This window comes from Okibacterium endophyticum (genome assembly GCF_054780075.1).
Genome location: NZ_BAAGXA010000012.1, coordinates 229,399 through 252,274 on the forward strand (window position 1 = coordinate 229,399; position 22,876 = coordinate 252,274).

Annotated in this window: 20 protein-coding genes; 16 read left to right on the forward strand and 4 right to left on the reverse strand. The window is 65.2% G+C overall.

What is annotated here, in order from left to right; all coding sequences use genetic code 11:
- Positions 1-252: 252 nt before the first annotated feature.
- The 4 genes from ACYVF5_RS15140 (at position 253) to ACYVF5_RS15155 (ending at position 5,677) form a co-directional block, all read left to right on the forward strand.
- Complete coding sequence (locus ACYVF5_RS15140; RefSeq protein ID WP_460947891.1) at positions 253-1,512, forward strand: ABC transporter substrate-binding protein; 1,260 nt, start codon at positions 253-255, stop codon at positions 1,510-1,512.
- A 312-nt stretch (positions 1,513-1,824) separates the two neighbouring features.
- Complete coding sequence (locus ACYVF5_RS15145) at positions 1,825-3,021, forward strand: cytochrome P450 (RefSeq protein ID WP_460947893.1); 1,197 nt, start codon at positions 1,825-1,827, stop codon at positions 3,019-3,021.
- Position 3,022: 1 nt separating this feature from the next.
- Complete coding sequence (locus ACYVF5_RS15150; protein WP_460947895.1) at positions 3,023-4,726, forward strand: diflavin oxidoreductase; 1,704 nt, start codon at positions 3,023-3,025, stop codon at positions 4,724-4,726.
- Positions 4,727-4,771: 45 nt separating this feature from the next.
- Entirely contained in the window at positions 4,772-5,677 is a 906-nt protein-coding gene (locus ACYVF5_RS15155; protein ID WP_460947897.1) for an NAD(P)-dependent oxidoreductase, read from the forward strand.
- A 93-nt stretch (positions 5,678-5,770) separates the two neighbouring features.
- Here ACYVF5_RS15155 and ACYVF5_RS15160 read toward each other — a convergent pair whose 3' ends face one another.
- Both ACYVF5_RS15160 and ACYVF5_RS15165 read right to left on the reverse strand, forming a co-directional pair.
- Positions 5,771-7,309 carry an aldehyde dehydrogenase (NADP(+)) gene (locus ACYVF5_RS15160; protein WP_460947899.1) on the reverse strand — a complete coding sequence of 513 codons (1,539 nt, stop codon included), beginning with the start codon at positions 7,307-7,309 and terminating at the stop codon, positions 5,771-5,773.
- Between the two features lie 176 nt (positions 7,310-7,485).
- Entirely contained in the window at positions 7,486-8,253 is a 768-nt protein-coding gene (locus tag ACYVF5_RS15165) for a 2-keto-4-pentenoate hydratase (protein WP_460947900.1), read from the reverse strand.
- 466 nt (positions 8,254-8,719) lie between these two features.
- Between ACYVF5_RS15165 and ACYVF5_RS15170 the strand changes: the two genes are divergently transcribed.
- From ACYVF5_RS15170 to ACYVF5_RS15210, 9 genes are all read left to right on the forward strand, one after another.
- Complete coding sequence (locus ACYVF5_RS15170) at positions 8,720-10,525, forward strand: FAD-dependent monooxygenase (RefSeq protein WP_460947902.1); 1,806 nt, start codon at positions 8,720-8,722, stop codon at positions 10,523-10,525.
- A gap of 199 nt (positions 10,526-10,724) precedes the next feature.
- Positions 10,725-10,877 (forward strand): hypothetical protein, encoded by a 153-nt coding sequence (locus tag ACYVF5_RS15175; RefSeq protein ID WP_460947904.1) that lies wholly within the window; start codon positions 10,725-10,727, stop codon positions 10,875-10,877.
- Positions 10,877-11,698, forward strand: a complete 822-nt coding sequence (locus ACYVF5_RS15180) for a fumarylacetoacetate hydrolase family protein (RefSeq protein WP_460947906.1) — start codon at positions 10,877-10,879, stop codon at positions 11,696-11,698. Before ACYVF5_RS15175 ends, ACYVF5_RS15180 begins: the two co-directional genes overlap by 1 nt.
- Before the next feature lie 66 nt (positions 11,699-11,764).
- The gene (locus tag ACYVF5_RS15185; protein WP_460947908.1) at positions 11,765-12,490 is read left to right on the forward strand and encodes an alpha/beta fold hydrolase; all 726 of its coding nucleotides are present in this window, start codon (positions 11,765-11,767) and stop codon (positions 12,488-12,490) included.
- A gap of 166 nt (positions 12,491-12,656) precedes the next feature.
- Positions 12,657-13,229 (forward strand): 6-phospho-3-hexuloisomerase, encoded by a 573-nt coding sequence (gene hxlB, locus ACYVF5_RS15190; RefSeq protein WP_460947910.1) that lies wholly within the window; start codon positions 12,657-12,659, stop codon positions 13,227-13,229.
- Positions 13,230-13,252: 23 nt separating this feature from the next.
- The gene (gene hxlA, locus ACYVF5_RS15195) at positions 13,253-13,876 is read left to right on the forward strand and encodes a 3-hexulose-6-phosphate synthase (RefSeq protein WP_460947912.1); all 624 of its coding nucleotides are present in this window, start codon (positions 13,253-13,255) and stop codon (positions 13,874-13,876) included.
- A 407-nt stretch (positions 13,877-14,283) separates the two neighbouring features.
- Entirely contained in the window at positions 14,284-14,424 is a 141-nt protein-coding gene (locus ACYVF5_RS15200) for a hypothetical protein (protein ID WP_460947914.1), read from the forward strand.
- A 235-nt stretch (positions 14,425-14,659) separates the two neighbouring features.
- Positions 14,660-15,868, forward strand: a complete 1,209-nt coding sequence (locus ACYVF5_RS15205) for a DNA alkylation repair protein (RefSeq protein WP_460947916.1) — start codon at positions 14,660-14,662, stop codon at positions 15,866-15,868.
- Between the two features lie 231 nt (positions 15,869-16,099).
- On the forward strand, positions 16,100-16,888 hold the full coding sequence (locus tag ACYVF5_RS15210; protein ID WP_460947918.1) for a DsbA family protein: 789 nt from the start codon (positions 16,100-16,102) through the stop codon (positions 16,886-16,888).
- 102 nt (positions 16,889-16,990) lie between these two features.
- Here ACYVF5_RS15210 and ACYVF5_RS15215 read toward each other — a convergent pair whose 3' ends face one another.
- Both ACYVF5_RS15215 and ACYVF5_RS15220 read right to left on the reverse strand, forming a co-directional pair.
- On the reverse strand, positions 16,991-17,758 hold the full coding sequence (locus tag ACYVF5_RS15215) for an SDR family oxidoreductase (RefSeq protein ID WP_460947920.1): 768 nt from the start codon (positions 17,756-17,758) through the stop codon (positions 16,991-16,993).
- A 2-nt stretch (positions 17,759-17,760) separates the two neighbouring features.
- Positions 17,761-18,759 carry a sugar-binding transcriptional regulator gene (locus tag ACYVF5_RS15220; protein WP_460947922.1) on the reverse strand — a complete coding sequence of 333 codons (999 nt, stop codon included), beginning with the start codon at positions 18,757-18,759 and terminating at the stop codon, positions 17,761-17,763.
- A gap of 195 nt (positions 18,760-18,954) precedes the next feature.
- Between ACYVF5_RS15220 and ACYVF5_RS15225 the strand changes: the two genes are divergently transcribed.
- The 3 genes from ACYVF5_RS15225 (at position 18,955) to ACYVF5_RS15235 (ending at position 22,739) form a co-directional block, all read left to right on the forward strand.
- The gene (locus ACYVF5_RS15225) at positions 18,955-20,595 is read left to right on the forward strand and encodes a sugar ABC transporter ATP-binding protein (RefSeq protein ID WP_460947924.1); all 1,641 of its coding nucleotides are present in this window, start codon (positions 18,955-18,957) and stop codon (positions 20,593-20,595) included.
- On the forward strand, positions 20,592-21,575 hold the full coding sequence (locus ACYVF5_RS15230; RefSeq protein ID WP_460947926.1) for an ABC transporter permease: 984 nt from the start codon (positions 20,592-20,594) through the stop codon (positions 21,573-21,575). The genes ACYVF5_RS15225 and ACYVF5_RS15230 overlap by 4 nt, the downstream gene beginning before the upstream one ends.
- A gap of 87 nt (positions 21,576-21,662) precedes the next feature.
- Positions 21,663-22,739 (forward strand): substrate-binding domain-containing protein, encoded by a 1,077-nt coding sequence (locus tag ACYVF5_RS15235; RefSeq protein WP_460947928.1) that lies wholly within the window; start codon positions 21,663-21,665, stop codon positions 22,737-22,739.
- Positions 22,740-22,876 lie beyond the last annotated feature (137 nt).

The following is a 22,876-nucleotide window of genomic DNA, read 5'->3' on the forward strand; positions in this document are numbered from 1 at the left end:
CCTGGCCTATACGGCGTGCTAGCTTTCGATGCGAATCAGCTGTCCAACGGTGCACGCTCATGAACGGGAGACCACGATGGTCGCACGTCCGATCGCCCCTCGGTCGCGAGGTGCTGCGACGCGCTGGCGCGGAGGGCGGAGTGGCGAGGGGGCCGCTCGTCGGTGTTCTCATCGTGGGTGCCGTCCGGTCGGTCGCATGACCCACAAACACCCACCCGCAGATCACCACCCCGACAGAGAGGTCGAACACACATGAAGACCACAGCCCGTCCCCTTCTCACCGCGCTGGCGCTCACCGCGGCGGCAACGCTCGCACTGACGGCATGCAGCACAAAGTCCACGTCCACGTCCACCGACGCCAACGGTGGCGTCGCGACCGGCCCAGGGATCTCCAACGGCACGATCAGTCTCGGCATGCTCGTCGACCTGAGTGGGAACTTCGCCGCCATCGGCAAGGAGATGTCCCAGTCCGCGCAGCTGTACTGGGAGCAGCAGAACGCCGAAGGCGGCGTCTGTGGCGTCTATCCCGTCGAAGTGAATGTGAAGGACAACGCCTACAACGTCCAGAACACCGTCTCGCTGTTCAGCGAGATGAAGAGCAGTGTGCTCGCGTTCCAGAACATCCTCGGCACCGCGCCGTCGTTGGCCGTGCTGCCGGAACTCGTCGACAGCGACATGCTGGCGATCCTCCACGGCCAAGGTCAGGATGCCCTCGGAAGCGCGAACCTGCTCATGACCACCGCGACCTTCGACCTGGAGATCGTCAACGGTCTCTCCCATTTGCAGGACCAAGGCCTGATCCAGGACGGTGACAGCATTGGCGACATCTACCTGCAAGGATCCTTCGGTGAGAACGTCAGCGTCGGGGTGGAGGACTACGCAGCCGGCCACGATCTCACCATCGAAGCGACCGAGGTGACGGTACATACAACCGACCTGACATCGGTCGTCGTCGACCTGGAAAGCAAGAACGTCTCGGCAATCGTCTTCTCCGGCACCCCCTTGCAGTTGGCATCCCTTGCGACGGCGGCGGAAGCAGCCGGTCTGGACGTGCCGATCCTCGGCACCTCTCCGGTGTGGACTTCCGGCCTGTTGACGACACCGGCCTCCGACGCTCTCACCGAGCACCTGTACGTGATGTCACCGACCGCGACCTTCGACAATGAAGCGGCTGCAGCATTCCGAGACGACTACATCGCGAAGTACCCGGGCGAAGACCCGAGCCTGCAGATCATATTGCAGTACTCCGAGGCACTCACACTCCACGCCGTCCTGGAACAGGCTTGCGCGGACGGCGACCTCACCCGCGCCGGTGTGCTGGCGGCCCGCTCTCAGGTGACTGCGGTCGACAACGGTGACGTGACACCGGTACTCGACCTGTCAGACCCGTCCAAGGCATCAACGCCGGAGAGCTACATCTCCCGCGTGAACGCGGAGGTGCCCGGAGGTCTTGAGACGGTCGACGGGCCCTTCGCGAGCGAGGCGACCATCGCTCTCCTTGAGGCCCAGTAGAAGGGGGGCGAACATGCTCTCGGTCGCGTCACTCAACCTCAATCACGGGCGAGTCGTCCAGAGCTCAACGGCGTCGACCTCACAGTCGAAACCGGCTCGATCGTCGCGCTGCTCGGAAGCAACGGGGCGGGGAGACCTCGCTCCCCGCGCGATCGGGCAGAACCAGCAATTTCCACCAAACTTGAGCGAGGGACACTGAAGAGCGGTGACCAATATGCTGACCGCAAGAGCAATATATTGTTGACTCGTTCGCTAAAGGCTGGCAGAATAGAGGAGCAATACCCGACGTCCAATGATGTACCGGAGGATCCCATGACGAACCCTGTTCCCGTCGTCGACTTCGTCACGACCGACCCCAATCTGCGGTTCCATGACATCGATATTTTCGAAGAGGTCCGCGCGGCCGGCGGGATCTGCTGGACGGAGAACGACGGCGGCATGTGGGTCGTGGCCGACTTCGCGTTGATCAAGCAGATCGGCAACGATGAGCGGTTCATCTCCAGCAAGGGGGTTCGTTTCCCCCGCACCGGTGCGCCTGACATCCTCGCTCTCGAATTCGACCGTCCTCGCCACGGCGAGCACCGCAAGCTCCTGACGGACGCCGTCGGCCCCCGGGCCGTGCGCAGGCTCGAGCCGATGGTGCGCGGGCACGCACGCCGCCTCATCGGCGCTCTCGGCACTGACGACGTGGTGGATCTGGGCGAAGAGTTCGCGTTCCCGATGCCGCTCGATGTGATCTTCTCCATCGTCGGCGCACCCGACCACATCAAAGAACGCTCGAACGAACTGACCGAGTCCTTGATCCTCTACCGCACCCCGATGAAGGACGGGTCAGACCCCGCCGTCGGCTTCCAAGAGATGTTCGACAACCTCATCGCGGAGAAACTCGCCGAGCCAGGCGACGACTGGCTCTCCGAGACGGTCGCCCACCGCGGAGTGAGCGGCATCGAGCTCAGCGATGACGAGATCCGCGGTGCAATCCTGGCGCTGCTGATCGGCGGACACCACTCCACTGCTCGTGCGATCGCGTGCCTGGTAGCCGAACTGGTCCAAGATCCGGAACTGCAAGCAACGCTGCGCGCGCACCCGGAGCAGATCCCCGCCATCGCCGAGGAATCGCTTCGCAAGAACACGCCATTGCGCTGGTTTGCGCGCACCGCCACCGAGGATGTCGTGGTGGGAACCGAGACGATCAAGGCCGGCGAGCGCGTATACCTGCTGTATGCCGGCGGAAACCTCGACCCAAAGCAGTTCGATGAGCCGACGCAGCTCCATCACGAGGGCCGCAAGAACGGTGATCACCTCGCCTTCGGTTGGGGCATGCACCGCTGCGTGGGCATGCCGCTGGCGCAGTTGGAGATCCGTTCTGCCATCGAAGAGCTGTTCGCCGTCACCGACGACATCGTGCTGGACGGCGAGATCACCTGGACTTCTCTGGTGGAGCCCCGCAACATCCCCGTCCGCCTGGTCGGCTACCGGAAGCCCGCCGGCGCGGACGACGTCGACTGAGATGGGACCGGCGACAATCGAGGCGCCGCAAGCTCCGGTCGCGGCGCCTTCGGCACAGGCGCTGCTGGACATCGTGATCGTCTACGGCAGTCAGACTGGCAATTCGGAGGGCATGGCCCACAAGGCCGCCGTGATGGCCCGGGCACAAGGTCATACGGTCGAGGTCAAGAGCTGCGAGGAAGTCGACCCGGCCAGCCTGGCCGGGATCGACTGGCTGATCCTCATCAGCTCGACATACGACGACGGAGACTTCCCCTATAACGCGATGGACCTCTGGGACGATCTCGAGGTTTCGGAAGTGTCGCTCGCCCGTGTGCACTACGGTGTGCTCGCCTTGGGCGATTCGAACTACGACGACTTCTGTGGGGCGGGCCGCCGTTTCGACGCGCGACTAGCAGAACTGGGGGCGACGCCGGTGGTCAGCCGGGCCGACTGCGACCTCGACTTCGAGGCAGATGCGGAGGCCTGGATCGAGTGTGCTCTCGCCGCGTTCACGGCGACCGCTCGAGGCGACGAACTCCCGGCGGCTGAGATGCCCATCGCGATGGCGGATCATTCGAAACCGATCACGACCGATGACCCTGCGTCGGGCCAGTGGACACGCCGGAACCCGTTCCGGGCCACCGTCCGCTCACACCGGGTCCTGTCTGGCCCGGGCTCCAGCAAGAGCGTTCACCATTATGAGCTCGACCTGCTCGGTAGCGACCTGGACTATCGACCCGGTGATTCGCTCAGCGTTGTCCCGACCAACGATCCTCGTCTCGTCGACGACGTGCTGCGCGTGATCGGGGCGTCGCACGACGGCGGCGTGGATGGCGAGTCGGTGCCGCTCGGCGCGCTGCTGACCGAACGCCTGGAGTTGCGCCTGCCCTGTCGCGACCTGGTCCACGATGTGGCGAGCCGCACCCAGGATCCCGAACTGCTGGCGCTGTGCGCCGGCGGAGACCGTCGCGCTCTCGACGCCTGGATGTATGGGCGCGATGTCCTGGACATTCTGAACCTCGCTCCACAGGGCAGCTACACGACAGAAACGTTGCTTCCGCTGCTGCGGCCGATCCAGCATCGCACCTATTCGATCTCGTCAAGTCAGACCGTTCATCCGGACTCGGTGCACTTGACAGTCGCCAAGGTCGCGTACGACGCTCGCGGCCGGCAGTACCGGGGCGTGGCGTCGCATCACCTGAAAGACTGTGGCGACCTTGCACAGGGAGTGGATGTCTTCTTGACCCCCACCACGGATTTTCTCCTCCCGGCGCAGGATGTTCCCATCATCATGGTCGGCCCGGGGACCGGGGTCGCCCCGTTCCGTGCGTTCCTGCAGGAACGTCAGGCGCAGGGAGCGACCGGCGGAAGCTGGCTGTTCTTCGGCGACCGCAACCGGCAGCACGACTTCCTCTATCAGGAGGAGTTCGATCGGCACCTCGCCGATGGCACGCTCAGCCGGCTGGATCTGGCATTCTCCCGCGACCCCGATGGCGCTTGCTATGTACAGCACCGGATGCTGGAGGCGGGGAGAGAGGTGTTCGACTGGCTCGAGCAGGGCGCCAGGCTCTACGTCTGCGGGGATGCCGATCGGATGGCTGTGGACGTCGATTCCGCGTTGATGGAGATCATCCAACGCCACGGCGGTCTCGGCGCCGAGGACGCTAAGACCTACCTTGCGACCATGAAGACGAGAGGCTGCTACCTGCGCGATGTGTACTGAGCATGGGCCGTCGGAGATCCCGCGCAACGCTCGGAAGGATCCGCCATGACTGACCTCGCGTTTATCGGCCTGGGCGCCATGGGCACCCAGATGGCACTTCGGCTCCTCGCCGCCGACCATCGCGTGAAGGTGTGGAACAGGTCGACATCCGCCACCGAGCACCTGGTGCAGGCCGGTGCGACAGCGGCCCATGACGTGGCGGACACCCTGGACACAGGCATCGTCCTGTCCATGCTGTCCGACGACAACGCCTCGCTGACGGTGTTCGACGGTGCAGCCCTGTCCGCCGTCCCTCCCGGTTCCATTCACGTCAATCTCGCGACCCTCAGCGTCGCCGCAGCCGAGGCTCTGACGAGTGCGCACGAGCAGGCCGGGGTGTCGTACATCGCGGCGCCGGTGTTCGGTCGCCCTCAGGTCGCGGCGGCGGGCAACCTCAGCATCGTCGTTGCCGGGAACGAGGCGAGCATCGCCAGGGTGCGACCCATCCTCGACATCCTCGCCAGACGCACATGGGTCGTGGGTGCGACCCCCAGCACCGCAAACCTGATCAAGATCGGCGTCAACTACAAACTGGTCCACACCCTGCAGTCCCTTGCGGAATCGATCGCGTTGGTCGAACGCGGCGGGGTGGATGCGCGGGTGTTCACCGACATCCTTCTGGACAGCGCCTACACGGGGACCGTGGACACGACGTACGGAAGGCTCATTGCCCATCGCAAATACGAACCCGTGGGGTTCAGCATCGGGCTCGGGTTGAAAGACCTCTCCCTCGCCGAGCAGGCGGCAGCCGACCTCCAGCTGATGCTTCCGTCGTCGCCGATCCTGCGATCGGTGCTGGAGCAGGCTCTCGCCTCGCCCGACCTATCCGATCTGGACTGGTCGGCGATCGCCGAAGTCACCCGCCGGTCCCAGACGGCCACGGAACCTTCGCATCGATCCTCGGGAGAGTAGCCGCTGGGCTGAGCCGGGCATGCTGCGCCCCTGCGGCCCCAGGGCGACTCCCCTTCGCCGCTGGCGCCGAAGTGACAGCGCGTGTGCGGATCGTCACATCGACGACAGGGTGGACACCCCCACTGCCTCGTGAACGCCGTCCACGCGCCGCGGCACAGACGCCTGCCCGTCCTGCAGCTCGGCCGGCAGCACCGTCGCCGGGGCGTTCTGCAACGTCACGGGCCGGAGGAATCGCCGGATCGCCGTGGTGCCCACCGAACTGTGCTGCGCGTTGGTGGTCGACGGCCACGGGCCGCCGTGGGTCATGGCCGCAGTGACAGCAACCCCGGTCGGGTAGCCGTTGAAGATCACCCGCCCAGCCTTCTGCATGGCGACCCCGAGGACGGCCTCGATGAGCTCATCCTCGGAGTCCTCCCCATGGATGGTCGCGGTGAGGGCGCCTTCCAGGCCCTGTAGCGCTTCGATCAGCTGTTCGCGGGAGGAGTAGCGCACGGTGGTGGTGGCTGGTCCGAAGTACTCACGGACGCTCGAACCGTCGATCCGGTCGATGTCGACGGCGAGCAGGGCAGCCTCGCTGTCGAACCCGGTGCCCTCGGGGGAGGGTCCGCGGAACAGGGTGGACACCTCGGAATGCTCTGCTGCGGCATCCAGTGATCCGCGGTAGCTGTCGCGTGTCGTGGAGGTGAGCATGGTGAACCCCGGCGCCTCGTCGAATGCCGCCGACAGGGATGCCACGACCCGGTCGCCATCGTCCCCCTCGGGGACAAACACCAGACCGGGCTTGGTGCAGAACTGACCGGCGCCGAGCGTCACGGAGGCTGCAAGGCCGACGGCGATCTGTTCTGCGCGCGCCGCTGCTGCTGCCGGGGTGACGACGAAGGGATTCACGCCGGCCAGTTCGCCGAAGAACGGGATCGGGTCGGGCCGTGCGGAGGCGAGGTCGAACAGCGAACGGCCCACGGTGACGGAGCCGGTGAAGCTGACCGCTTTGATCGTGGGATGCTCCACCAGCATCCGGGCGGCCGGAACGCCGAACACCAACTGCAGAGCATCATCGCTGATGCCTGCCCGCTGCGCAGCCCGCTGCCAGGCAGCATGGGTGCGCACCGAGGTAGCGGGGTGACCGGAATGCACCTTCACGATCGCCGGGCAGCCCGCCGCGAGGGCCGCAGCGGTGTCGCCGCCGAGCACGGAGAACGCAAACGGGAAGTTGCTCGCCCCGAAGACGATGATCGGGCCGATCGGGATGAGCATCCGGCGCAGGTCGGGCTGCGTGGCACCCGCGCGGTGGACCGGATGCTCGATGACCGCCTCGAGGTACTCACCGTCGCGGAGCACTCCCGCGAACATCCGAAGCTGGTTGGTTGTTCTCGTCAGCTCGGTGTCGAGGCGCTCTGGCCCGAGCGCGGTCTCCTGGTCGGCGATGCCGATGAGGCCTTCCCGGTCGGTGTCCAGCTCCTCAGCTACGAGATCCAGCAGTTGTGCGCGTCCGCCGCGCCCGATTCCCTCCAGCACAGGGAGGGCATTGACCGCGACGCGAGCGGCTTGCTCGGCATCGGACATGCTCGAGTAGGCGGCCACCCGCGCGACTCTCTGCCCAGTCCTCGGGTCGACACTCCATACTTCGGTCATGATATTCCTTTCATAGCGCCGGCTCTCCGCCCACTCGGAACGCGAAGCGGCCCGCAAACTCACGAAGCTCAGCCCCGACCTGGTCTGCACCATCGATTACTCCGATCCGGCTCTCTGCAGCAGGTTGGAAACAACTGGAACAACATATTACAACTAAGGTCAAAATACTGACTACTCTACGGGGAGACGAACTCGACGTCGATGGTGCCGAGAGCGTCGAAGCTCGCCCTGTAGCGGCCTGGGGCGTCGACGGTGATCAGCGCCCCGAGCGACCCGGACAGCACCACCTCACCGGCCCGCAGGGGATCGCCGTGCGCGACCGCCTTGTTGGCGAGCCACGCGACCGCGTTTCTCGGATCGCCGAGGCTCGCCTCGGCCTGTCCGTGCACGGTGTCGATGCCGTCTGCTTCGATCGTCATCCTCAATCCGTCGAGGACTGCGATGTCGGATAGTCGTCGCTGGCCGAGCAGGTACAGGGCAGCCGAGCCGTTGTCGGCCACGGTGTCGGCCAGAGTGATCTCCCAGCCGGCGATCCGGCTGTCGACGATCTCGAAGGCTGCACAGCAGGAGTCCAGGTAGGCGGCGACCTCGTCCGGCCGAACCTGGCGGTCGATGTCCTTCGCGAGCCGGAACGCGATCTCTCCTTCAAGTCGGGGCTGGATCAGCTCGCCGAGGGACACAACGGCGGATTCGGAACGATCCATATGGGCGAAGAGCACCCCGTAGTCGGGATGATCGACACCGAGCTGTGCCTGCGCTACCTCGGAGGTCAACCCGATCTTGCGCCCCGCACGCACCGCACCGCGCGCGATGTCCCGCTGGACGTTGACCTGTTGAACCCGATAGGCCTGCGCTTCGTCGTCGCCGATGAGGTCGCGGACCGGCGCGCACGGCACACCGGTCCGTGACGCTTCACGCAGCCGGCGCGCGGCGGATTCGATCACAGGGGAGACCTCCATCGATGGTGTGCCTGGGTGCACCCGATTCAGCGCGGTCTAAATGCTGACCGCATGAGTTGTATGTTGACCATGATCAGGATAGCGCGTCTGTCTTGTCGTGTCATCCGCTCGCTTCAGGCAGATGGCTTTGTCGCGGAGAAGGCTGAGACCCACGTCGTCGACCGAGATGACGTCGCCGATCATGCTCAGAGATTCGATGCTGGCGTGATGGGCTTCGGTCGCATCCGCCGAGGAGGCATCCTCGATGAGTGCTACCCGTACCCCCGATCGCTTGCGTTGTGTGCATCCCGAAGGGGTGCGATTGAACCACGCAATACCCTAAGCTGGAAGCGGTCAACATATCGCCTAGGTGGACAACCTGCTGAACATGGCCCCTCGGCTCGGCGAGTGACATCTCATTGGAGAACAAATGGAAAGCATTGGGACGGCGAAGTCCACTCACCCATTTCGTGTGATCGACGGATTCGACACCGACGTCGTGGTCGTCGGACTCGGCCCCGCCGGTGGGACCGCGGCTGCCGCATTGGCCCGTTATGGCGTGCGCGTTCATGCGGTGAGCATGTATCCCTGGGTGGCGAACACGCCGCGCGCGCACATCACCAATCAACGAACCATGGAAGTGCTGCGCGATCTCGATGTGGAAGAGTCGGCACTCAAGCTGGCGACCCCATGGGACCAGATGGGCGACACCGTGTTCGCGCATTCCAGCCTTGGCGGAGAAGAGATCGCCCGTCTGCATTCGTGGGGCACCGGCCCGCTCCACCATGGCGACTACGTGGAGGGCAGCCCGTGTGGAATGACCGACCTCCCGCAGCCGAAACTCGAGCCGCTCCTCATCGACCAGGCGGCAAAACACGGCGCCGTCGTCAGCTTCAACACGGAGTATCTCTCTCACCAGCAGGATGACACCGGTGTCACGGTGACCTTTCGCGACACTCGCACCGGTTCGCTCTTCACCCAACGAGCCAGGTACCTGCTCGCATTCGACGGCGCACGATCGCTCGTCGCCGAGCAACTCGACTTGCCCTTCGAAGGTGTCGCTGCTCGTGCGGGCACCGTATATCTCTGGTTCAAAGCAGATTTGCAGCGCCTCGTTGAACATCGGCCGAGCATCATCCACTTCGCGTTCAACTCGCAAACAAGCTTCGGCGAGATCGGCATGGGTCTGTTCCGAGCCATCGAGCCGTGGACCGAATGGATCCTGGGATTCGGTTTCGACCTTGCGAACGGCGAGCCGCAGCTTTCCGACGAAGATGCGATCGGACTCATTCGGAAGCTCGTGGGGGACGACGAACTCGATGTCGAGCTGGTGCGTAAATATGTCTGGTATGTCAATCAACAGCACGCGACCAACTATCAGGTGGGGCGGGTGTTCTGCGGCGGCGATGCCGTGCATCGCCATCCGCCAACGAGCGGGCTTGGCTCCAACACGTCGATTCAGGACGCATTCAACCTCGCCTGGAAGGTGGCCTTCGTCGTTCACGGGCATGCGGCACCCACGCTCCTGGATTCGTACTCACCCGAACGCGTGCCGGTGGGAGAACAGATTGTTGCGCGTGCCAATCAGTCGCGCAAAGACTATGCGGCTGTTCGGGGCTGGATTGCCAGGAACGCCGACAATCCCGTCGATGTCGGATTCGATCTGTTGCAGCAGCCAACGGCCGAAGGCGCGGCGCTCCGCGAAGCTCTGTACGAGGGCTTGGCCCTCAAACACTCGGAGTTCAATGCGCAAGGCGTTGAGCTCAACCAACGCTACGTGTCCTCCGCAGTGCTGCCCGATCCATCGAGTCCTGCCGAGGAATGGCCGCGGGACCGTGAACTGCATCTTCAGGCGACCACCCGCCCCGGGGCTAAACTCCCGCACGCCTGGCTTGTCGACGGCGGTGGATCGCGCCGCTCAACGCTGGATGTGATCGGTAGAGGCATGTTCACACTGCTCACAGGCCTGAGCGGCCAAGCCTGGGCTCGCGCAGCGAAACAGTTGGGGTTGCCGTACCTGCGAGTCGTTGTTATCGGCGAAGCGGATGTGAAAGATCCCTATGGGTACTGGCGCCGTGTCCGTGAGGTCGACGAAGCAGGCGCCGTCTTGGTGCGTCCCGACGGGTACGTCGCGTGGCGACAGACGGCTGCGACGTGGGACGACACCGCGGCCGTTTCTCAACTGGCGAGCGCGCTCGGAGAGCTTCTCGGGAGGGAGCTGGACGCGGAGACCGCTTGGCCTGACGTTCGCGAGGGCACCGCACCTCCGTCGCACTGATCGGCTCGGCACAGTTGCAGGCCCGCCATACACACATGGTGGCCACATCCATCGTCCGCAAGGAGCACGTATGTCAATGAAAAAGCGACAGAGAACTGTCACGCGCCTTGACGCGAGATGCGCCCCCGGGTCAGCCTGTTCGCCCGACTCGCAGAAGGCATCGCATTATCGCGACGAACAATGGTCAGTATGTGGTCCAGTGCCAGGCAAGAAGGCCTTCACCCACGACGAACGGAGTGCCATCGTGACGCACGGGCACCTCGATGTTGCCCCGCTGCTGACGCGGATTTCGCCGGGGTTTCTTGACCTCTCCGGACAGACGCCGACGGTCTTCGAAACGAGCACGCTCTGATGCGCATTGCGCGGATTGGCACGGCGAGTGGTGGCGAGCAGTGGGGCGCTGTGGAAGAGGGCCTCGTGTGGGTGCTGTCCGGTGATCCTTTGCGTGTGCCGGTTCGCCAGACCGGGGAATGGCATCGGGTGGATGATGTCGTGCTTCGCGCTCCGGTCTCCTCCCCGTCGAAGATCATCGCTGTCGGGAAGAACTACATCGGTCACGTTCGTGAGATGGGGTGGGAGGATTCTGAACCTGTTGTGGTCTTCCTCAAGCCGCCGTCGGCGATCATCGGCCCGGACGAGGCGATCCAGCTGCCGGTGATCGCGAGAGAGTGCGAACCGGAAGGCGAACTGGCGATCATCATCGGGCGCGCTGGAAAGAGCATCGAGCAGTCTCGCGCGCTGGACCATGTCTATGGGTACACCGTCGCGAACGACGTCTCCGCACGGGACTTGATGGTTGCAGACGGACAATGGGCCCGGGCGAAGGGATTCGACACCTTCTGCCCGCTCGGCCCATGGATCGAAACGGACCTCGACCCGTCGCGACTCACGATCATCACAGATGTGGGCGATGACCGGGTGCAGTCTGGGTCCACCGCGGAGATGCGCCTGCCGCCCGCCGAGTTGATCGCGCATCTTTCCGGCATGTTCCGGTTGGAGATCGGCGATGTCATCCTCACCGGCAGTCCATCTGGGCGGCGGCGAATCGGTGACGGTGATCACGTTCGCGTCACGATTGACGCCATTGGCGAGCTGAACAATCCGGTGAGGCGAGAAGCGCCGAATAACATCGGACACTCGGTCAATATTTTGACTAGGGGGACAAATAGTTGACCAAGCTGTGCTTGGTGGACTACCGTCAGTCGGGTACCGAACATCAACGATGAGGGAGATGCCGCAATGACGCAAGAAGGTCAGTCTGGCTCGAAGCAGAGAATCGTGTTCGTGCACGGCGGCTGGCACGGGGGCTGGAGCTGGGGGGAAGTGCCGACGATTCTGATTGGCCGAGGATTCGATGTGACCGTGGTCGACCAGCTTCCCACGACAGCCGGCGAGGCAGACGCGGGGATCCCGACAGATGCCGAATTGCTCACTCGAATTCTCGACGAGCTGGCGGGCCCTGTCGTTCTTGTCGCGCACTCCTACGGCGGTATGGTGGCATCGGAAATAGCAGGACATCCCGCTGTCGCCCACGTGGTCTATGTTGCCGCCTTCCTGCCGGAGGCCGGTGCGGTACTCGGTCAACTGCTCGGCGAACTCCCGCCGTGGATCGTTTTCGACGAAAGTGGGTCGTTCTGCTCCGTCGAACGCGAGGCTGCACTGCAGATCATGGCTGCCGACGCGCCGAACCCTGAGGCGTCGCAGGCGCATGTGGACCGCATGGTGCCGCATTCGGTGCGCGTCTTCGGGCAGCCGTCGACCACGGCTGGTTGGGGTTCAACGCCGATAAGTTACGTGCAGACGCTGAACGACCAGGTGATCCCTCCTACTCTTCAGTCGCAGATGGCCACGCGAGCAGGTGCCACGATCGTGCCTATCGAGTCAGGCCATTTCCCGATGGCGTCGGTTCCCGATCTCGTTGCCGATCACATCGCCGCCGCCGCAGGTGCATTCCGGGCGTCCTGACGCGAGGAGTCTCGAGCAAGAAGCACCACACGATCTGGCGGAACCAGCACCGCAGCTTCGCCACCCCTCACGCCACCCTCACGCCACCACTGTTTGCTGCGCGATGACGACGAACGACTCGTCGCGTACGGCGGCATCCACATCAATCCCGACGAGGAGACCTGATATGAGCCCGAACCAGAGCGCGGCGGCGCTGCGGTTGATCAACGCTGAACTCAGTGCCGTCACCGAGGCGCTCGCCACCGGGCAAGCCCACACGATCGCGCAGATCACCGCTGCTCTCACCGACGCGCAGCGAGTGTTCGTGCTGGGTGCCGGCCGCTCCGGGCTGGCATTGCGGATGACGGGGATGCGGCTCATGCATCTGGGGCTGACCGTGCACATCGTCGGGGAGACGACGACGCCCGCGATCGGACCAGGAGACGTCCTCCTGGTCGCGAGCGGATCGGGAACCACCGGCGGCATCGTCCGCGGTGCCGAGAGCGCCATCGACGCGGGCGCCACCGTGGTCGCGATCACCACGAATGCCCAGTCACCTCTTGCCGCAGCCGCCGCCGTCACCGTCGTCGTCCCCGCAGCAGGCAAGCTCAACCGCGACACCGACAGATCGCAGCAATACGCCGGGACTCTCTTCGAGCAAGCGGTAGTTGTCGTCGGCGACGCCATCTTCCACGCTCACTGGGCTCGCTCCGGGGCCACCGCCGATGATCTGTGGCCCCGCCACGCCAACCTCGAATGACCGCAGCCAACGAAAGGAAACCCATGAAGCTGCAATTTGCCATCGATACCCTCACGACAGAGAACGCGCTCGCCCTCGCAGCCCAAGCCGCACCGTACGTCGACATCCTGGAACTCGGTACCCCGCTCATCAAGAGCGAGGGGCTCTCCGCGATCACCGCGATCAAGAACGCTCATCCGGACAAGATCGTGTTCGCTGATCTGAAGACCATGGATGCCGGTGAGCTCGAGGCCGATATCGCTTTCGCCGCGGGAGCCGACCTGGTCACCGTGCTCGGCGCCGCCGGCGACAGCACCATCGCCGGTGCGGTGAAGGCAGCGGGAAAGCACGGAAAGGGCGTCGTCGTCGACCTCATCGGGGTCAAGGACAAGGCTGCGCGGGCACGGGAAGTCGTCGCGCTCGGCGCGGAATTCGTGGAGATGCACGCGGGCCTGGACGAGCAGGCTGAGAAAGGGTTCACGTTCGACACCTTGCTCCGCGACGGTGAGGCCTCGGGAGTGCCGTTCTCCGTCGCCGGCGGTGTGAGGGCGTCGAGCATCGGCTCTGTACAGCGCTCGGGTGCGCAGATCGCTGTCGCTGGTAGCGCCATCTACAGCGCAGACAACGTCGGAGAGGCTGCAGCGCTGCTCCGCGCAGAAATCGTGTGACCGAACGGTCTTCGTCGGGCGGGGGACGCGTGCGCGCCTCACCCGCCCGGCGAGCACTGTCACTTCCCCGTTCCCCTTTGTGTTTGGCGCGTTCGGTCTGATCACGCCGTCGCTGCGCAGGTGGTTCCCTCGAAACACTCGCCGCGATCGAGACGATGCGCTGGGTCCACTGGCGGAACACCGAACGACTGCACGAGAGCCCACCGGTCCCGGTGGAGATCGACGCGGCCCATTATGAAACCCGGGCGAGAGCAGCCGCCCTCGAACCCCGGACCTCAACCCAGGGCGGTTCGCGTGTGCCGGGCTCACACGATGTGCCCGAGTTCAGAGATTGGTGGGCGGAGGGGATTTTGTCGCGTATGGTTGCGAGACGGGGCCATTCAGGCTCCCTATAGAGGGAGCTGACGATGTCAGACAAATCACCCAAGAAATCGTCGTCGAAGACCGCCGCGACGCGCACGCTCAAAGAGAAGCGCGCTGACAAGAAGACCAAAGAGCAGAACCGCGGCGGAAACGACATCACGGACACCGTCAGTAAAAGGCGCTGACCGCGCGCGCCTGAGCGCGGGTTCGCGCGACCGGGAAGCACACCGGCTGCCCCGGCCGTGACGCGCCGGCCCGGCCGGCTCGTCACACGCCGCCCACCGCCGCCCACCGCCGGCGCAGACGGGGCGAGACTCAGGCTGGACGCGCTGCCGTGGTGTGATCGGCGCGCCCGCCGTGTGTCGGACGCCGCCGCTACTCTTCCTGAAGAGCTGAAAGCGGGGTCTGCACGTGGGCGCGATGAACGAACTGATCGATTCCGGGGTCGTGCGCGAACTCGCTCGCATCCTCGCCGACGCATCGTCGGGTGTGCCGGCCGTGGCGGGCGACGGCATCCGGTTCGATGCCGTCAGCGCATCGGCAGACGCGGTCGACGGGCTGAACCTGCGCGCCAGGAGCGACGTTGTCGCGCACGCCATCGTCGCCGATCTTCGCGGCGCGGTTGAGCCCGGTGAGGTTGAGCGCGGCGCGGTTGAGCCCGGCGCCGTCGAGCGGCAGGCGCATGAACGGGGTGCTGCGGTCTTCAGGGGCGCTCTCGCGGATGCCGCCTTCACCGGCTGGATGCTCTGGCCGGTCACAGAGGCGGTCGCCACACTCGCACTCGCGTCGCCGGATGCCCGCGCTTTCGACGACGGGCTCTCGCTGCTCGCCGAGCTCACACCGAGGCTCACCGCTGAATTCGCGATCCGTCGTTTTCTCGACGCCGACCTCGACCGCGCGCTCGCGGTGATCAGCACCTGGACCCGGAGTCCGAACGAGCATGTGCGTCGTCTCGCGAGCGAGGGCACCCGCCCGTTCCTGCCGTGGGCGACGCGTGTTCCGGGCATTCTCACCGCGCCGCAGAACAGCATCCCGATTCTCGCTGCGCTGCGCTCGGATGAAAGCGCCTCTGTGCGTCGCTCCGTCGCGAATCACCTCAACGACTTGAACCGGCAGCACGCAGACCTGCTCGTGTCGACGGCAACCGAGTGGATGCGCGACGCAGACGAGAACGCACGATCAGAAGAGACCCCACACGCAGCCGACAACACACGCTGGGTGGTGCGCCACGGCATCCGCACGCTGATCAAGAAGGGGCATCCGGGTGCGCTCGCCCTGATGGGCTTCGGTGCAACGCCCGTGAGCGTCTCCGAATTGCGGCTCGAGACCCCGAACATCACACTGCCCGGCACACTGGACTTCGTCGTCGACGTGACCAACGAGTCCGAGGTCGCCGCCCGCCTGGTGATCGACTATGTGGTGCACTACGTCAAGGCCAGCGGCTCGTCGAACGAGAAGGTGTTCAAACTCGCGGTGAGAACCCTCGATCGCGGTGAGACCGTGCGGCTGCGCAAACGTCACGGCCTCAGGCAGATGACGACACGGGTGCACTACCCGGGCGTGCACGCGGTCGAACTGCAGGTCAACGGCCAGCGACACGCGCGTGCGGAGTTCACCGTCGAGCTGTGACCGACGTCACTCGCCGCCCTGAGGAACACACGCTACATCGTTTGTGGCGCGCCGGCCTATTTCGGATAGCGCGCCACAAATCGTGTAGCGCGTGGCGGAGGATGCGGGTGACGTGGCGCTGAACGCGGGCTCTCAGCTTCTCGAAAGAATGTCGTGCGTAAGCTGGTGCCGCTCTGTGATGACAAACGGCACGTGTGACGGCAAAACGGCAAGAAAGAGTGGCTGAGACAGATGGCGCGCAAGAATTCCGACAGGGTCGCTGAGATACGCCGCAAGGCCAACGAGCAGCGGCGCATAGAAGAGACGCGGCGCAAGCGGCAGCGGGTACTCATCCAGACGAGCATCATCGTCGCCGTTGTGCTCGTCGTCGGAGGCATCACCTGGGCGGTGATCGCCATGAACCAGGCGGCCACGAGCGTGACCCAGCCACAGGCATCCACGTCGGTGACCGTGCAGGGGCAGACCGACGTGCCCTTCGAGGTCGGCACAGGTGACAACGGCGGCACGTCGGTGCGTGTCGGGTCTGAGGATGCTCCGGTGACGATCGACCTGTACGAGGACTTCTCGTGCCCGCACTGCCAGGAGTATGAGGCAGCTGTCGGTGACACCCTTCAACAGCTGATCGCCGACGGCACCGCCGTGGTCGCGTACCACCCGGTTCAGGTCGTCGCCTCGTACGGCATCCGTGCGGGCAGCGTCGCCACCTGCGTCGCGGTGAACGACCCGGAGAACTGGCTGGCCACCCACGCGGCACTGTTCGAGGCGCACGGAGAAGAGAGCGAGAGCTGGCGAGCCGGCGAGTTCACCTCGTTGCTCGCAGAGCTGGGTGTGACAGACGAAGAGACCCTCGACTGCGTCGATTCCGGCACCTATGAGAACTGGATCAGGCAGAACACCGAGACGGCTCAGGCGAACGAGGACTTCACCGGCACACCGACACTGCTCCTGAACGGCGAGAAGACCGACCCCCTCGGCGCCGAGCAGCTGAAGCAGGCCGTCGAAGAGCTCGCAGCCGGCTGATCCGGCCGGCCGGCCGTGTCGCGATCGCCGCGTTGTGTGCACCGCCCAGCCCGTGAGCAGCGCGCCGGGTGAACGGTGCGGTGCGGGCGAGCGGTGCAGCTGTCAGAGCGCCGTGTAGCCGCCGTCGATCATGATCGTCTGCGCCGTGAGATACGACGAGGCGTCTGAGGCGAGGAACACGGTGAGACCGTGCAGGTCTTCGGGCTCACCCATGCGCCCGACGGGAATGCTCGCCGACCACTGCGCGGCGAGGTCGGGGTTCTTCTCGATGAACTGTCGCGTCATGTCAGACAGGAAGTACCCGGGCGCTATCGCATTAACGCGGATGCCCCTGGTCGCCCACTCGACGGCGAGCGACTTCGCGAGCTGGCTGACCGCCGCCTTCGATGCGCTGTATGAGGACTGTGCCTGCGGCACGTTGACGATGAACCCGGACATCGACGAGATGAAGATCGCCGAGCCCGTCAGGTTCTGGGCAAGCAGCCGTCGACCGAACGCCTGGGCGGCGAAGAACGTGCCGTTCAGGTTCACCTGGATGACCTTGTTCCACGTGGCCGGTTCGACCTCGGTGCTCTCGCCCCAGATGGTGATGCCCGCTGCGGTGACGAGCAGCCGGGGAGTTCCGAGCGTCGCTTCGATCGTCGCGAAGGCGGACTCGACGGCATCCGCATCGGTGACATCTGCCCGCACGGCCGTGGAGCGCACACCGTGTTCACGCGTCAGTGCGTCCGCGGACTGCTGCGACTCCTCGAGCAGGTCGATGATGCCGATCGACACGCCCTGAGCGGCGAGGGCGCTCGCGAGCGAATACCCGAGCCCACGGGCTCCGCCGGTCACAACGGCGACTTTGCCTGACAGGTCTTCGAACATCGTCATTCCTCACTGTGGGTTGAATAGGCCTGTGGGTTGAACAGGCCGGCGCCGGCGTTCCCGATGCGCTCGGTGTGCGGTGTGGCCTCTGGGCCTGGAGCCGACTCGAGCAGGCGTCTGGCCAACCCGACGTCGGTCACGAGCGACGTGACGACGCCGCTCTCGATGGCGCTTCGCACCGCGGCGACCTTCAGCGTGCCGCCGGCGAGGCCCACGACCTCCGGTATCGCTCTGAGCTGCTCGGTCGAGATGGCGATCGACCTGTCGGCGACGGTGTCGATCTCGTTGCCCTCGCGGTCGAACAGCGTTGCGGCGACCTCACCCTGCACTCCGCTGGCGAGCAGCTCGTCGAGCAGCCCAACGCTTCGCGCGTTGTCATACAGCTGTGAGTCTGGCGGGTTCCAGCTCCCGATCGCGACGACGGCCTTGGTGACGCCGTCGAAGCGCCGGAATGACTCCCTGATCCCGGGGTCGTTGCGTAGCGCACCAGCTGTCTCCGCGTCGCGCACCAGCAGCGGAGCGAAAATCGAATAGGCGTTGCCGCCGGACACCCGCGAGATCCTGCGCACGATCTCTGTGCCGTTCTCACGCACCGGACCGGCGACCCCCGCGAGCTGCACGACCTCGCACCGCGCAAGGCTCGACGTGTGCTTCGCCATGAAACTGAGGGTGCGGCCGGCGGTCACACCGAGAACGTCGCCGTCGACAACGATCTCGCTGAGCAGTTGAGCGCCGACACGGCCGAGTGACTCCTGCACGACCTCTGGTTTGAGGCTCGGGCTCATCACCGCGATAGCCCTGGTGAGCGCGAACCGCTGCTGCAGGGCGATCGAGAGGTCGACGTCGACGAGGCCCGGCATACCGATGTCGATCGTGACGATGCCGTTCTCCAGAGCGAGCTCGAGCAGCCTGGCCACTTTGAAGCGTGAGATGCCCAGCTCTTCGGCGATCTCGATTCGAGAACGATTGTCGATGTAGTAGCGCGTGGCGGCATGGGCCATGCGTGCTTCATCGTCGGGCTTCACAGCGACTCTTCTCTCTTGACGTTGCCGTTGCCGAGCTTATCACTTCGCTCATATGTGCAGGCCTATTTCACATTCGTGATGTTTGTGGTTATAGTTTCACTCGGTCCGACACCCAGGCGTAATGCGATGTGGCTCCACCCGTCCAGCCCCGTTGCGTGAAAGGCGAGGCTTATGACAGGGCAGACAGCTGGCCCAGGCAACACGAAGACCCCGGAGGGCGCCCACCCGGCGCCCCGGGCATCCGATGCATCGGTCGCCACGCTCGAGTGCCGCGATCTCGAGAAGGCGTTCGGCGGTGTGCCCGTTCTGAAGGGCGTTTCACTCTCGCTCGAGGCGGGCACGATCACCGCACTCGCCGGAGAGAACGGCGCGGGCAAGTCGACCCTGATGAAGATCGCCTCTGGGCAGTACAGACCGGATGCCGGTACCGTGCTCGTGCGCGGCGAGAACCTGCCGAGCGGCAACGCCCAGGCCGCTCACCGCCTCGGCGTCGCGATCGTTCCGCAGGAGCTCGCCTCTGTGCTCGAGATGAAGGTCTACGAGAACATCTTCATCGGCCGGGAGATCCGTGGCCCGCTCGGGCTGAAGCGCAAGGCGATGATCGAGGAGGCCAGGCAGGCGCTCGAGGCCTTCGGCGTCGCCATCAACCCCTCCGCCCGCATGGGGAGCCTTCCCGTCGGCCTTCGGCAGATCGTCGAGATCATCAAGGCCACGAACACGGGTGCCAAGGTGATCCTGCTCGACGAGCCGTCGAGCGCCATCGCCGAGCGTGAGGTCGAACGGCTCATCTCGGTGATGCGCCAGCTGCGTGACCGCGGGGTCGCGCTGCTGTTCACCACCCACAAGATGGAAGAGATCAGGGCGCTCGCCGATCGCGTGGTCGTGCTCCGTGACGGCGGGCTTGTGCTCGACGAGCCGCTTCGCTCCCTCACCGACGACGACATCGTCACCGCCATGATCGGCCGCGAGCTCGAAGACCTCTTCCCAGACGTCCCGCCCGCGGGCACTGAAACCGTGCTCACCATCGACAACCTGCACGTTGCCGGCGCGCCGAAGCCGATCAGCGTCACCGTGAAGAAGGGTGAGATCGTCGGTCTCGCCGGCCTGGTGGGCGCGGGCAGGACAGAGCTTCTCGAAACCGTCTTCGGCGTGAGAACGAGCTCCTCCGGCACGGTGGCCGTCAACGGCACAACCGTCAGGCCCGGCAGCCCGTCGTCGGCGATCGACGCTCGTATCGCCTTCGTCCCCGAGGACCGCAAGGGCGCGGGTGCGGTGCTCCCGATGAACGTTCTCGACAACGGAACCCTCCCCAGGCTCTCGAAGTTCTCGACCGGCGGACTGCTGCGGCAGAAGGCGCGCCGCTCAGAGGTGCGCGCCGCGATGGAGTCCGTCAAGCTGCGCAGCCGCGGGCTCGACCAGACCATGGAGACCCTGTCAGGCGGCAACCAGCAGAAGGTCGTGCTCGCACGGTGGCTCACTTCGCCTGTCGACGTGCTGCTGCTCGATGAGCCCACCCGCGGTGTCGACGTCGGCGCGAGAAGCGAGATCTATCGCATCATCGTCGACCTGGCCGCGCAGGGGATGGCCGTCCTGATGGCCTCGAGCGACATGCCGGAGGTACTGAGCCTCTCGCACCGAGCACTCGTGCTGCGCGAGGGCGAGATCGCGGGCGAGCTCTCGGCCGCCGAACTCGCCGATCCCGCGGTCCAAGACACGATCTTCCGGCTCGCGAGCGGTCTTGAGACCGCGGATGCGGGCACGGAATCCATGCACACCGGCCGGTCGACCGACCAGAAGGACACCAGATCATGACGATGACACCGATCCAGGACGGAACCCGCCGCTTCAGCGGAAAGTGGTTCCAAGACATGGCCATCCGCTACGCGATGGTGATCGTCATGTTGCTGATCATCTCGTTCTTCCTCTACCGCAGCGCCAGGTTCGGCACCGTCGACAACGTCGTCACGATCCTGGTCGCGGCCGCCCCGTTCGCGCTCATCGCGCTCGGGCAGACGCTCGTCATCCTGACCGGCGGCATCGACCTCTCCGTGGGCAGCGTCATCGCCCTGAGCGCGATGACCGGTGCCTTCACGGCGAAGGCGTTCCCCGACCAGATCTGGCTCGCCGTCGTCGTCGCCGTCGGCGTCGGGTTCCTGGCGGGATCAGTGAACGGGCTGATCGTCTCGCTGATCAACGTCCCCCCATTCATCGCGACGCTCGGAATGCTCACCCTGGCATCCGGTCTCGCCTTCGTCGTCGGCGACGGGGCACCGATCAACGGGCTTCCCTCCGGCTACGGCAGCATCGCGAACACCGAGATCCTCGGTCTGACGATTCCGGTCATCCTGATGATCGTCGCGATCGTCGGCTTCGGGCTCATGATGAAGCGCACGGCATACGGGATGCGTGTCTACGCTGTGGGCGGCAACATCCAGGCCGCAGAGATCGCCGGTGTGAAGACCGGCCGGGTGCTCTACAGCGTCTACGCCATCAGCGGCGCCCTCGCCGGATTGTCAGGTGTGATGCTGTCGTCGCGCGTCATCAGCGGATCCCCGAACCTCGGACAGGGCTACGAGCTGGATGCCATCGCCGCTGTCGTCATCGGCGGCGCGAGCCTGCTCGGCGGTCGTGGCACGATCTGGGGAACCGCTCTCGGCCTGCTGCTGATCCAGACGCTCAACAACGGACTCGACATCCTGACCGTTCCGGCCTATTGGCAGGACGTCATCAAGGGCATCCTCATCGTCGCGGCCGTCGCCGTCGACGTGTGGGCCACGAAACGTCGAACCTGACCCCGGCCATTCTCAAGACCCGCGCGGTCGCAGCAGGCTCTCCGCGCGTTTTCCCGGCACCGGGAAACATCCAACAAGGAGGAATCAATGAAGATCACACGCAGCATCAAGCGTTTGAGCGGCGTCGTGGTGGCCGGTGCGGCCATCGCATCGCTGGCTGCCTGTGGCGCAGGCGACCCGTCGGCCAACTCGGGCTCCGGCTCTGAAGAGGGCGGCGAGCGCGTGACCATCGGTGTGAGCGTCTATGACATGTCGTCGTTCATCACGGCAGGCAAAGAGGGCATCGACCGCTACGCAGAAGACAACAACATCGAGATCCTCTGGAACTCGGCGGGCATGGACGTCACCACGCAGGCCGACCAGGTCGACCAGTACATCAGCGCGGGCGTGGACGCCATCATGGTCGTTCCCGTGCAGGCCGAGACCCTCGAGCCACAGGTCGCCGCGGCGAAGGCCGCAGACATCCCGCTGCTCGACGTCAACGCAACGCTCAACAACCCGGACGTCGCCGGCAGCGTGCAGCCTGACGACGTGGCAGCGGGCGAGCAGGAAGCCCAGATGATGATGGACGAGCTCGGCGGCGCGGGCAACGTCGTGATCCTGCAGGGACCGCTCGGCGGCTCGGGTGAGATCAACCGCGGCCAGGGCATCGACAACGTGCTCGCCGAGAACCCGGACGTCACAGTCCTCGCCAAGGACACCGCCAACTGGAGCCGCTCAGAGGCGGTCAACAAGATGAAGAACTGGATCTCGGCCTTCGGCGGCGAGATCAACGGCGTCATCTCCCAGAACGACGACATGGGCCTCGGCGCGAAGCAGGCGCTGCGCGAAGCGGGTATGGAAGACATCCCTGTCGTCGGCATCGACGGCATCGAAGACGGGCTCAACGCCGTCAAGTCGGGCGACTTCATCGGCACCTCGCTGCAGAACGGAACGGTGCAGCTCGCGACGGGTGTCGCCGTCGCCGCCAAGATCGCCCGCGGCGAAGACGTTGAGAAGAACCTCGTCTACACCATGCCTGCGATCACCCAAGAGAACGTCGACGACGCGATCGAGCATGTCGTCACCGACCGTGAGGCGTTCCTCGATGGTTTGAGCGACCTGATCGAGAAGAACCTCGAGACCGGCGACATCGCCTACGAGGGGCTGCCCGGCCAGGAGTAAGGCCGGCGAACCTGGACGCAGAGCGATCCGGTTTCACACACGAGGGCCGCGGTGCACGTCACCGCGGCCCTCTGCTGTCCCTCTCAGTGACCTTTCCGGACGCACGTGACCGGCGGAACGGTCACGTACGTCCGGAA

Excerpts from the sequence above, each read along its gene's own strand:
- ACYVF5_RS15140 (WP_460947891.1), top strand. The coding sequence starts at position 253 with ATGAAGACCACAGCCCGTCCCCTTCTCACCGCGCTGGCGCTCACCGCG.
- ACYVF5_RS15230 (WP_460947926.1), top strand. The coding sequence starts at position 20,592 with ATGACGATGACACCGATCCAGGACGGAACCCGCCGCTTCAGCGGAAAG.
- ACYVF5_RS15200 (WP_460947914.1), top strand. The coding sequence starts at position 14,284 with ATGTCAGACAAATCACCCAAGAAATCGTCGTCGAAGACCGCCGCGACG.
- ACYVF5_RS15145 (WP_460947893.1), top strand. The coding sequence starts at position 1,825 with ATGACGAACCCTGTTCCCGTCGTCGACTTCGTCACGACCGACCCCAAT.
- ACYVF5_RS15155 (WP_460947897.1), top strand. The coding sequence starts at position 4,772 with ATGACTGACCTCGCGTTTATCGGCCTGGGCGCCATGGGCACCCAGATG.
- ACYVF5_RS15185 (WP_460947908.1), top strand. The coding sequence starts at position 11,765 with ATGACGCAAGAAGGTCAGTCTGGCTCGAAGCAGAGAATCGTGTTCGTG.
- ACYVF5_RS15225 (WP_460947924.1), top strand. The coding sequence starts at position 18,955 with ATGACAGGGCAGACAGCTGGCCCAGGCAACACGAAGACCCCGGAGGGC.
- hxlB (WP_460947910.1), top strand. The coding sequence starts at position 12,657 with ATGAGCCCGAACCAGAGCGCGGCGGCGCTGCGGTTGATCAACGCTGAA.
- ACYVF5_RS15215 (WP_460947920.1), bottom strand. The coding sequence starts at position 17,758 with ATGTTCGAAGACCTGTCAGGCAAAGTCGCCGTTGTGACCGGCGGAGCC.
- ACYVF5_RS15150 (WP_460947895.1), top strand. The coding sequence starts at position 3,023 with ATGGGACCGGCGACAATCGAGGCGCCGCAAGCTCCGGTCGCGGCGCCT.
- ACYVF5_RS15235 (WP_460947928.1), top strand. The coding sequence starts at position 21,663 with ATGAAGATCACACGCAGCATCAAGCGTTTGAGCGGCGTCGTGGTGGCC.
- ACYVF5_RS15205 (WP_460947916.1), top strand. The coding sequence starts at position 14,660 with ATGAACGAACTGATCGATTCCGGGGTCGTGCGCGAACTCGCTCGCATC.
- ACYVF5_RS15180 (WP_460947906.1), top strand. The coding sequence starts at position 10,877 with ATGCGCATTGCGCGGATTGGCACGGCGAGTGGTGGCGAGCAGTGGGGC.
- ACYVF5_RS15220 (WP_460947922.1), bottom strand. The coding sequence starts at position 18,759 with ATGGCCCATGCCGCCACGCGCTACTACATCGACAATCGTTCTCGAATC.
- ACYVF5_RS15160 (WP_460947899.1), bottom strand. The coding sequence starts at position 7,309 with ATGACCGAAGTATGGAGTGTCGACCCGAGGACTGGGCAGAGAGTCGCG.
- hxlA (WP_460947912.1), top strand. The coding sequence starts at position 13,253 with ATGAAGCTGCAATTTGCCATCGATACCCTCACGACAGAGAACGCGCTC.
- ACYVF5_RS15210 (WP_460947918.1), top strand. The coding sequence starts at position 16,100 with ATGGCGCGCAAGAATTCCGACAGGGTCGCTGAGATACGCCGCAAGGCC.